This is a genomic window from Pseudomonas sp. 20-5, from assembly GCF_056782835.1.
The window spans coordinates 2,580,175-2,590,595 of sequence record NZ_CM165584.1 but is presented as its reverse complement, the minus strand read 5'-3'; the positions used below and the strand labels follow the sequence as shown (position 1 = coordinate 2,590,595).

9 protein-coding genes are annotated in these 10,421 nt (G+C 63.5%); 2 read left to right on the top strand and 7 right to left on the bottom strand.

Features of this window, described 5'->3' with window-relative positions; translation table 11 throughout:
* Positions 1-1,350, bottom strand: coding sequence for an NAD(P)/FAD-dependent oxidoreductase (locus AC1RB9_RS12310; protein ID WP_003097588.1), 1,350 nt, complete (start codon positions 1,348-1,350; stop codon positions 1-3).
* Between the two features lie 16 nt (positions 1,351-1,366).
* Positions 1,367-1,633 (bottom strand): acyl carrier protein, encoded by a 267-nt coding sequence (locus tag AC1RB9_RS12305; protein WP_003097589.1) that lies wholly within the window; start codon positions 1,631-1,633, stop codon positions 1,367-1,369.
* Between the two features lie 652 nt (positions 1,634-2,285).
* Between AC1RB9_RS12305 and AC1RB9_RS12300 the strand changes: the two genes are divergently transcribed.
* Together AC1RB9_RS12300 and AC1RB9_RS12295 are read left to right on the top strand one after the other, a co-directional pair.
* Positions 2,286-3,254: a LysR family transcriptional regulator gene (locus AC1RB9_RS12300; protein WP_003122611.1), complete on the top strand. Its 969-nt coding sequence runs from the start codon at positions 2,286-2,288 to the stop codon at positions 3,252-3,254.
* A gap of 58 nt (positions 3,255-3,312) precedes the next feature.
* Entirely contained in the window at positions 3,313-4,827 is a 1,515-nt protein-coding gene (locus AC1RB9_RS12295) for an NAD(P)/FAD-dependent oxidoreductase (RefSeq protein ID WP_003097592.1), read from the top strand.
* A 63-nt stretch (positions 4,828-4,890) separates the two neighbouring features.
* Here AC1RB9_RS12295 and AC1RB9_RS12290 read toward each other — a convergent pair whose 3' ends face one another.
* The 5 genes from AC1RB9_RS12290 to AC1RB9_RS12270 form a co-directional block, all read right to left on the bottom strand.
* Complete coding sequence (locus AC1RB9_RS12290) at positions 4,891-5,940, bottom strand: type III polyketide synthase (protein ID WP_003097595.1); 1,050 nt, start codon at positions 5,938-5,940, stop codon at positions 4,891-4,893.
* A 171-nt stretch (positions 5,941-6,111) separates the two neighbouring features.
* Positions 6,112-7,071 (bottom strand): aliphatic sulfonate ABC transporter substrate-binding protein, encoded by a 960-nt coding sequence (locus tag AC1RB9_RS12285; protein ID WP_003097598.1) that lies wholly within the window; start codon positions 7,069-7,071, stop codon positions 6,112-6,114.
* A 135-nt stretch (positions 7,072-7,206) separates the two neighbouring features.
* Positions 7,207-8,163: an ABC transporter substrate-binding protein gene (locus tag AC1RB9_RS12280; protein ID WP_003097601.1), complete on the bottom strand. Its 957-nt coding sequence runs from the start codon at positions 8,161-8,163 to the stop codon at positions 7,207-7,209.
* 11 nt (positions 8,164-8,174) lie between these two features.
* A complete protein-coding gene (locus tag AC1RB9_RS12275) occupies positions 8,175-9,161 on the bottom strand; it encodes an aliphatic sulfonate ABC transporter substrate-binding protein (protein ID WP_003113358.1) in 987 nt (328 codons plus the stop codon).
* Positions 9,162-9,268: 107 nt separating this feature from the next.
* Complete coding sequence (locus AC1RB9_RS12270) at positions 9,269-10,420, bottom strand: acyl-CoA dehydrogenase family protein (protein WP_003451590.1); 1,152 nt, start codon at positions 10,418-10,420, stop codon at positions 9,269-9,271.
* Position 10,421 lies beyond the last annotated feature (1 nt).

Genomic DNA, 10,421 nt, shown 5'->3' with positions numbered 1-10,421 from the left:
TCAGAACGCCGGTTCTGCGGTCGGCACCTGCATGTCACCGAGATACTTGTGCCAGAGGTGATCGGGATCGCTTTCCACGGTGGCGACGATTTCGTGCATCTTGTCCAGGACCTTCAACCGCTCGCCGCTGTACACGTCGCCCTGGAGAAGCTGGAGCACATCCAGGCGATAGCGAGGGTCCTGCACGAAGGCGGTGAAAAGGATGTTCAGGCGGTAGTAGAGGGTGATGAACTCGTACCAGTTCTTGATGCCGTTGCGGATCATTCCCTCGTACTCGGCGAAGCTGGCCTTGCCGAAGTCGTTGTTCCTGACCGCAGCGATGATGTCCTTGCTGGCAATGCGTGCGCTGTTCAGGGCCACGCTCACACCGCTTGAGAAGATCGGGTCGACGAAGCGCGCAGCGTCGCCGACCAGGACGAAGCTGTCGCCGCAGACCTCTTTCATGCCGTAGCTGTAGTCCGCCTCCTTCTTGAACGGACGCACCTGTTCCGAGGCTTTCAGGGCGTCGTAGAGGTTCTCGCGGGTCTTCACCGCCTCCCAGAAGAAGTCGTCGTATGAAAGGCCGGATTTCGTGTAGTTCTGCTTCTGCGTGACTACGCCGATGCTGGTGATGGTCTCGGTGATCGGGATCTGCCAAACCCAGGTGTTGGTCAGAGGCAGGAAGTGGATGAAGATGTAGTCGACCTTGTCCGGATTGCGCGTTGCCGAGCGACGATCGAAATTGTCGAACCAGGCGTGGATGGCGAACTGGTTGAACACCGGGTCCTTTTCCCGCAACCCCAGGCGCCGCCCGAGCAGGACATGGCGTCCGCTGGCGTCAACCACCATCCTGGTCCTGATGCCGACCTTCTGGTTGCCGAGCTTCACATTAAGGCGGACATCACCGGGCTTCACGAAATCGACGTCCGCCACCTCGACGCCCTGGAAGACCTTCGCGCCCAGCGAACCGGCGTGCTCCAGGAGTATGCGGTCGAACTTGCCGCGATCGACGTGGAACGTGAAGTCACGATCGACCCCTTCCTGCTGGCGCTCGTTGAAGAGGATCTCCGCCGCGCGGAAGTCGTGGTCCAGCCCCTGGAAACCCATCTTGTCTTCCGGTCCGGAATCCGCCGAGGTCCAGGCGGCACCGAACTTGCGCGGGAAGTTGGCCTTCTCGATCTTGTCCATCACGCCGATGTCCAGCAGGACCGGCGTGGTGGCCGGCACCAGGGACTCTCCCACATGTTCGCGCTCGAACAGCTCCTTCTCGAATACGGCGCACGAGATACCAGCTTTGGCCAGATAAGACGCCATCGTGGAACCGGCTGGGCCTCCGCCGATGATGCCTACGTCGAAATCATAATCACCCATGAGAAACTCCCTCGATTCAAGCCGGTTCGGCATTGAGCTGCATGACGGTCGTGGAAACCGCATTGATATCCCGGAAATACTTTCCAGTTATGTGCGTCGAGGGAATATGCACTCCCATTTCATCCCTGACGAAAACTATAAGCTTCACGATATTCATGGAATTCAATATCCCCCACTCGAGCAGCGGAGTATCGTCCTGCAACTCGTTTTCCTTAACACCATCACCGACAAGGTCGTCGATAATATAACGACGTATTTTTCCCTTAATCTCTTCCATATCCATGAGCACGTCCCCTAGAAGTTCATTAAGCGGCACGAATTAAATTGCCAGCCAACCTTCCACGAGAACATTTGGAATTTGAATAGCGCAATCCGCAAAAGGCCTTTGCGGCTGCGCAAAGGCGCTCTAGGACGGTACGGGGACTATCGCGCAACGTTCCCGGAAGGAATCGCCATGGCAACCGTCCAAGCCGCTGCAAGCAATGGCATGCGGGAGCTCGCGGTTCCCTGAAGAGGCTGCGCCGAGGCCGGACGACCTGCTAATTGTCACAGCTTGACAATGACTACCAATTACAATATTCGCGCGCAGCGCAACTACAGGATCCACTCCCCGTCACCTTGATGCAGATCAAGGGACGAAGAGCATCTCGACCATTGTATGAACATGCCTAAAGTATCTGCCTGAAGTGAAACGATACACGCGCTCGAATCGACTCTCCTGGTTACGTCCGGCTATATCTTCCGGTTTCGGTTTCATGACTTTCCAAGGTCAACAGGATGTCGCCGCAATCGAATGACGGGGTAACTTTCCGATGTCGCAACTGCTTACACCTCGCTCTTGACATCCTTCCATGATGGTCATACAAGGGGATAGCGAATCGCCAGTGCATATTAACTGGCAATATATAACTATAACGCTTCAAGGTATTCATAGGATGAAAACACTTGGATTTAGCGATGATTTCGACCTCTATATATCCGTAGCACTTACCGGTAGTTTTTCGGAAACCGGCAGAGTCTTCGAGATGCCCGCTTCATCGGTCATGCGCCGAATAAACAACCTCGAGGAAAAACTCGAGACCAGACTCATCAATCGCTCGACCAAGAAACTGGTCTTGACGGAAACCGGTGCTCTGTTTCTAAAACACGCCAGGAAAATATCCGAGAACATCAACCAGGCCAGAAACGAAATAAAGGAACACACCTCTTCGGCCGTAGGTACGTTGAGAGTCTCGGCACCGGTCGCGTTCGGCCGGCGACATATCGCACCACTGGTCAGCACACTGCTGAAAAAGAATCCCGGCCTCAAACTGGATTTCTCCCTGAACGACAGGATTGCCGATCCCGTCGGGGAAAAACTCGATCTCTGCATCCGTCTCGGCATCCTGCCGGACAGCAGCCTGATCTGCTCGAAGCTGGCGGGGCTACGCCGGGTGCTCTGCGCCAGCCCGGAATACCTGCTGAAGCACGGTCTGCCACGCACCCCGGAAGAACTCGAACGGCACACCTGCCTGCAACACAACGGCTGCAGCAACGCCTCATTGAGCTGGCAGTTCAGCAGCGCCGACATTACCAGGCGAATCAGGATCTCGCCGGTCAGCCGCCTGTCCGTGAACAGTGCCGAGCTCCTGGTGGAAGGAGCCTTGCAAGGTTTGGGGATCATTCATGCGCCGACCTGGCTGGTCCACGAAGAAGTGGCCAGCGGCAGGCTGGTGACCTTTCTCGACCGACACGCTCTGCCGGAGCAGGCACAGGGTGGCATCTACGCACTGCGACCGCAGGGTTCGGTGGTACCGGCGAAGATCTCGCTGTTTCTCAGCGAGCTGAAGAGCGCAATCGGCGAGACGCCCTACTGGGACCTGCCGTTCCAGCAGACGCCAGCTCAATTGGCCGGCTCCTTCTAACATCCGCGTCACGCACCACGACACTTTCCAGATCCACCACGACAAACCGGGTTAGTTCATGAGTCGTACGTACGACATAGTCATCATTGGCAGCGGTATCGCAGGCTCGATTTCGGCAGCGATTCTGGCGAAGCACGGTCTGAAAACTCTCATCCTGGATGCCGGTCAACATCCGCGATTCTCCATCGGCGAGGCCATGACCCCCGAGAGCGGCCTGCTCCTGCGCCTCCTCGCGCAACGCTTCGGGATCCCCGAACTGGCCTTCATCGCCAGTCCCGAACAGATCGTCCGACACATCGGATCGTCCGCCTGCGGGATCAAGCTGGCATTCAGCTTCGCCTGGCACGCTGCCGGCGTGGACAGCGCTGCCGAGCATGTCGTCGCCCCGCCGCTGGACGCTCCGGAGGCCCACCTGTATCGCCAGGACATCGACTTCTACGCCTTGCTGCTCGCGCTCCAGCACGGCGCGAACGCCCGCCACCACACGCGCATCGAAGGATTCGAGTTCCTTCCCGAGGGTGTGGCCATCCGTCTCGCCGACGGCGAAAGCCTGCAAGCTCGCTATGTCATCGATGCCGCCGCGCAGGGATCGCCGCTCGCACGTCAACTGGGCGTGCGCACCACCGATGGCCTGGCAACCCACACCTGCTCCTTCTTCACCCATATGCTCAACGTGAAGGCTTACGAGGAAGTCGCCAGCAACACCGACCAATCTCCCATCCCCCTGTTCCAGAGCACGCTCCACCACATCTTCGAGGAGGGCTGGCTCTGGATCATCCCGTTCGACAACCACTCCGAGAGTACCAACAGGCTATGTAGCGTGGGCTTCCAGTACAACTGTCTGAAATACCAGCCCAGCGGCACGCCGGAACAGGAGTTCTCCAGGTTGCTGGACCGATATCCGTCGATCGCCCGGCACTTCACCGAGGCCCGCGTAGCGCGTGACTGGGTGCATGCGCCACGGCTCAACTACCGTAGCCGGACCATCCTTGGCGAACGCTTCTGCCTGCTGGCACAAGCCGCAGGTTTCATCGACCCGCTGTTCTCCCGCGGCCTGATAACCACCTTCGAATCCATCCTGCGCCTGATGCCCCGATTGATCGACGCCGTGCGCCAGGATCACTGGCAACTGGACAGATTCGCCAGCGTCGAGCGTCACCTGCGCAACGCGGTGGCGGTCAACGACCGCCTGGTGTCCTGCTCGTACGAAGCTTTCCGCGACTTCCCGCTGTGGAACGCCTGGCATCGCGTCTGGCTCAGCGGTTCGAACCTCGGAGGCGCCTATCTGGGTGGCTTGCTGCAGGCACTCCGCGACGGCCAGTCCGGCTCGGCGTTCGATGCCCACCTCGAGTCGGCGCGCTGCCCCGGCCACCTGTCGTTCGACGCCCCCGGATACGAGGACTTCTTCGAAAGCGCCTGTCGGGTGATGGACGGGGTGCGACAGAAGCGCCTGTCATCGGCGGATGCCATCTCGACCCTGCACCGCCTGCTCGGGCAGCACGCCGCAGACCTGCTGCCGTATGACTATGCCAACCTGGACAATCGCTTCCTGCGCAAGTGCAGGGTTCAATAGCCAGGCCCGAGGTCCGGCGCGAGCGAATGCCAGACTCACCCGCGCCACTTCGGTCCGGGCGTTTCAGTCCGTCCACTGTCCCAGCGCCATCTCCGCACTGAAGCCTGGGCCGAAGGCGGCCAACAAGCCCCTGGCGCCAGCTTCCGGCGGATTTTCGAAAAGCCTGCGAAGCACATCGAAAACCACCACGCTGGCCACGTTGCCGACCTCGGCGAGGCTGGCTCTCGACGGCGCGACCTGCTCCTCGGCGAGCGTCAGATGGGCCACCAGTTCGTCGAGTATCCTGCGGCCGCCCGTGTGGAATATGAAAAAGTCGCAACGGGCGCATACCTGGTCGAAATGCTCGCGGCTGAGCCGCTCCATCTCCGGCGCCACCGCCGAGATCGCCTTCATTACCGCCTTGTCCAGGCGAAAATGAAAACCGGTATCGAGTACCTCGTAGCGAATGTAGTGCTCGCTGTCAGGCAAAAAGAAGGAGCCGGTGGCTTCGACCCTGAATCCCTTCGCCCCATCGTCGGCACGCAGCACGCAGGCGGAGACGGCATCGCCGAACAGCGCGCCGGCAACGAAGGATTGCAATTGGGCATCCTGCGGCTGGTAGCACAACGAGGAAAACTCCAGGGACACCAGCAGCACATGACGGTCCGGTCCCTGCCTGGAGAAATCGTAAGCGCGGGCAATGGCGGCTGCTCCGGCCACACACCCCAACTGAGCGATGGGCAACTGGACGGTGGAGCCCGGCAAGCCCAGGTCATTGATCAGGTGAGCGGTCAGCGACGGCATCATGAAACCGGTACAGGAGGTCACGACGACCATGCGGATATCCTGCGGGCGCAGGCCGGCGTTACGTAAAGCCTGACGGGCTGCACGGGAAGACATCCGCCGGGCCTCCTGTTCGTATAACTCGCTGCGCCGTGCGATGCCCCGGTGTGCCGTCAACGCCTCGATCGGCAGCAACAGGTGGCGTTGCCTGACCTCGGTGTTGCGGATCATCCGCGCGGCCAGGGCCAGCTGCGGGTGGTCCCGGTGCAACTGTTGCAGGTGCTCGATCATTTGCTGCTGGGTAATGATGTGTTGCGGAAACAGTACGTGGGGAAGACAGAGCGTCGACATGGCATTGCCTCAAGCTGATCCAATGGGAATGGCGCGGGCACACGCGACGCGCGTGCCCGCGGAGCGTTGGTCGCGGCCAACGCTCTCTTCCGGGTATCACACTGGAAAGCAAAAGGGGCGCCGCACCACGCTGCCACGTCGGCATCGAAGGGTTCGGGGCAGCCGCGCCGCTCAGTGCCGCGGCTGCCATACCTCCACGGCGCGCGCATCCACCGGTTTGGGTAGCAGTCCCTGGGCGTGGAAGGCGTCGGCGATGCGCTGTTGCTCGTCGAGACCATCTGCGCTCACCGGTTGTACGTCGTAGCTGCGCCGCGCATTCGCCTGCTCGACGGTAGCGGCATCGAGATTGCCCCACAGCGGCCCCAGCACCTTGGCCGCGTCGGCCGGGTGGCTCTTGAGCCAGCGCCCGGTGCGCTGCAGTTCGGCGAAGACCTGCTGGAGCACTTCAGGATGTTTCCTGGCGTAGTCGCTGGAGGCGAGGTAGTAGCGCTGGTAGCTGGCCAGGCCCTGGCCGTCGGCCAGTACCCGCGCGCGTTGCTGGCGCTGGGCGCTTGCCACGTAGGGGTCCCAGGTCACCCAGGCGTCGACCTTGCCGTTCTCGAAGGCGGCGCGGCCGTCGGCTGGCGTCAGGTAGGCTGGCTGGATGTCGGAGAACTCAAGCCCGGCGCTGGCCAGCGCGGCGATCAGCAGGTAGTGGCTGCCGGCGGCCTTGGTCACGGCGATGCGCTTGCCCTTCAGCTCGGCCAGGGACTTCAGCGGCGAATGTTCGCCGACCAGTATCGCCTGCGCCGCGGGCGAAGGTGTTTCGCGGGCGAAGTAGGTCAGGCGAGCACCCGCCGCCTGGGCGAACACCGGCACGGTGTCGGCGACGTCGGCGGAGAGATCGACGTTGCCGACATTGAGCGATTCGAGCAACGGCAGGCCGCTGGGGAACTCATGCCAGGACACCCGGATGCCCTGCCTGGCCAACTCGCGCTCGAAGGTGCCCTGGCTGCGGATCAGGGTCAGCAGAGTCGAGGATTTCTGGAAGCCGATGCGCAGGACCTCCTCGGCCTGTGCGCCACCAATGCCCGACAGGACGACGGAAGCGGCAAACACGATGGCCAAGCGACGCAGGAACGGACGAGACATGCGATGACTCCTGGGATAGGTGCGAGCGCCCGCAGGGACGGGAGTTCCAGCTGCCGGCGACGGAACGGATAGATTATTGGAATAAAAAACAATCGATAAATAACTTATAGTTATCAATTAATGCCCGGACAGCGCCTACCGGATATCCGCATCCGACGCCTGCCTGACCGCAAAGCCGCTGGCGAAGGTCGGCCGCACATCGAGGCGCTGCGGAATCAATCCATGGGCCTGGTAGAAATCGGCGGTCTCCTGCTGCTGGCCGAGCGTTCGCTCATCCAGCGCCTGCCAACGCAAGCGCCGGCGTTCGAACTGCAAGCGCGCGGCGTCCTCGGGGAAGCCGATGATCTGCGCCAGGCTTCGCGAATACTCGTCCAGGTGCAGGTACGCCCAGCGCTGGGCGCTGGCCAGGCGTTGCAGGTAGTCCTGCAGCACGGCGCGTTTCGCCGGGTCGGCCAGTGCGCTATCGGTAGCAGCGAGGAAGCTGTTGCCAGCCCACAGGCCGCGCCCGTCGACCAGTACCCGAGCCTTGTCGGCGGTCTCCGCGAACGCGGTGTAGGGCTCCCAGGTCGCCCAGGCATCCACGGAACCATTGGCGAGGGCCATTTTCGCGTCCACCGGGCCGAGGAAGCGGAATTCGACGTCCTTCTCGCCCAGCCCGACCGAGGCCAAGGCCTTGAGCGCGACGAAGTGGCCGATGGAACCGCGGCCGGTGGCAATGCGCTGACCTTTCAGGTCGTTGGCCGAGCGCAGCGGCGAATCCCCTCTCACCAGCACGGCGGTACCGTAGGGATCGGATTTGTCGACGGCGATGGCCTTCAGCCGGGCACCGGCGGCCAGGGCGAAGAGCAATGGCGCGTCGCCGATGATGCCGGCATCCACCGCACCGGCATTGAGTGCTTCGGCGAGGGGGGCGGCGGCGGGGAATTCGAACCAGCGGATGTCGTAGGTCAGGTCGTCCAGCGCGCCGGCAGCCTCCAACTGGGCGCGCATGTTGCCCTTCTGGTCGGCCAGGCGCAGGGTCACGCGCTCGTCGGCACAGGCCTGGCCGACGAGCAGGCAGAGAAGCAGGAACAGGCTCAGGGTCTGACGCATTCCGTAACTCCTCAACGCTGGCCGACGCGGAGGTCGGCGGGCAACTGGCGGGCCACTTCGGCGGCACCGGCGGACAGGCTGAAGTCGAACGCCGGGGCGACCTCCAGCGACTTCGGCAGCACGCCTTCGGCATGGAAGAAATCGGCGGCGGTCTGCAAGGTGGCGGCAACCTCCGGACCGAAGACCACAGGACTGATGCGCGCCTCGCCAACCCAGCGCCGAGTGACTTCGCGCGGCATGTTCAGATCCTTGGCCAGGGCCTCGGCGAACGCCTCCGGATGCCTCAGGGCCCAGGCCTGGGCACGCGCCAGGCGGGTCAGCAGGTCGCTGATCGCGGCCTTCTTGCGGGCGATCGCAGCGTCGCTGGCCAGGGCATAGGAGTAGCCGGTCATGATCCCGGCACCGTTGTCGATGACCCGCGCCTGATCGAGCAGCACGGCGCTGGAGGTATAGGGCTCCCAGGGCACCCAGGCGTCTACCGAGCCGCGCACCAGGGCGGCGCGGCCGTCCACCGGACCAAGGAAGGAAAAGCTTACGTCCTGCGGTCCGAGGCCGGCGCGACGCAACGCGCCAAGGGCGAGGAAATGCCCCCAGCCGCCGCGATTGACGGCAATGCGCTTGCCCTTGAGGCCGGCCACCGAACGGATCGGCGAGTCCTTGCCGACCACCAGCGCCACGGTCGCCGGGTTGAAGTGCCAGGCGCCCACCGCCTTGAGCGGCGCGCCGGCAGCGTAGACGAAGAGGAACGGGATGTCGCCGGTAAAGCCTATGTCCAGGGCCCCGGCGTTGAGCGCCTCGAGCACCGGTGCACCGGAGGGGAACGCCGACATTTCCAGCTTGTACGGCAGGTCGTCGAGCTCGCCGGACGCGCGCAGGGCGGCGTAGCGGTCGCCCTTCACATCGCCCAGGCGCAGGCTGATGAGGTCGGCGGCGCTGGCGGCTCCAGCCAGCAGGGTCGCGGCCAGCAGGCCGGCAAGCACACACAGGGGTCGTTTCATGGGCAATCTCCAGGCAGCTCCGCACGGAGCCGGGGCTATCCTGGGCTATCCGTTCCGCCGGTGCGGTCGCCGACAAGGCCAGGGTCGAGAATCGTGGGAGGTACGTTTCAAAGACTCAGCGCCGCCCTCCCCGCCGCGCTCCAGACGCTATCTTTCTGTGGCGTGTGGACACGTCCGCAAAGCACGTCGCGGTAGTGCCGCTGTAGCGGATTGTGCCGGCTGAGGCCGTGGTTGCCGCTCAGTTCCAGGGCCTTCTCGACCACCGCCAACGCGTTGTCGATGACCGCGACCTTGAGCAGCCCGGAGTCGCTGGCGGGCAACTGTCCGCAGCACGCGGCATCGAGCAGCAGGCGGTTCTGCAGGAGCAGGCCGTCGATCTCGCCGAGCGCCTCCTGCATCCTCGGCAGGCTCGCCAACGGCGCGCCGAGACTGGCCGGCACGCGCTCGCGCAGCCAGCCGACGAGCCACTCGCGGGCGCTCCCGGCGATACCGTCGTAGAGAGCGCCGAGCAACACCGCGCTAGCCTGGGCGAAGTCGCGCAGCACGGCCTGGTCCGGCGCCGGAGGCTGGTCGTGGGGATGCAGGCCGATGGCGTTTTCCAGAGGCACCGCCACCTCTTCGAAGAGCACCTCGTGGCTGCCGCTGGCGCGCATGCCCAGATGGTCCCAGCTCTCCACGATACGGATGCCTGGGCTGTCGCGGCGCACCAGCCAGGTACCCACGCGGGGGATCGGCTCGTCGCTGCGCGCCCATACCGCCAGCCAGGTCAGGCCGGGAATGCCGGTGGTGTAGAGCTTGTGCCCGGACAGCTGCCAGCCGTCGCCGACACGCCGCGCCAGCGTACCCGGCAGACCGCCGCGTGACGGCGAACCCAGCTCGGGCTCCACGCGCAGGCTATTGATCAACGCCCCCTGCTCCAGCACCTCGCGCGCCACGCGCCGCTTGAGCGCGCCGGGCCAATCGGGGTTATCGGCCAGGCGCCGCAAATGCAGGTACTGCATGCACAGCACCAGGGCCGTGGAGGGTTCGCCGCGAGCCACCGCGCCGATTACCCGGCGCAGCTCGCCGAGGCTGGCGCCGGGACCGCCGAGCGCAGGCGGCAAGGCCAGGGCGAGCAGCCCGTAGTGTCGCAGCAGGGCCAGGTTGGCATGGGGAAAATCTCCGCTGCGGTCATGGGCATCGGCGCTTTCCGCCAGTTGCCGGGTCAGTTCTGGCAGCCGTTCATCGAACGCCGCCGAGGGAGTCTGCAGGACGGCCATG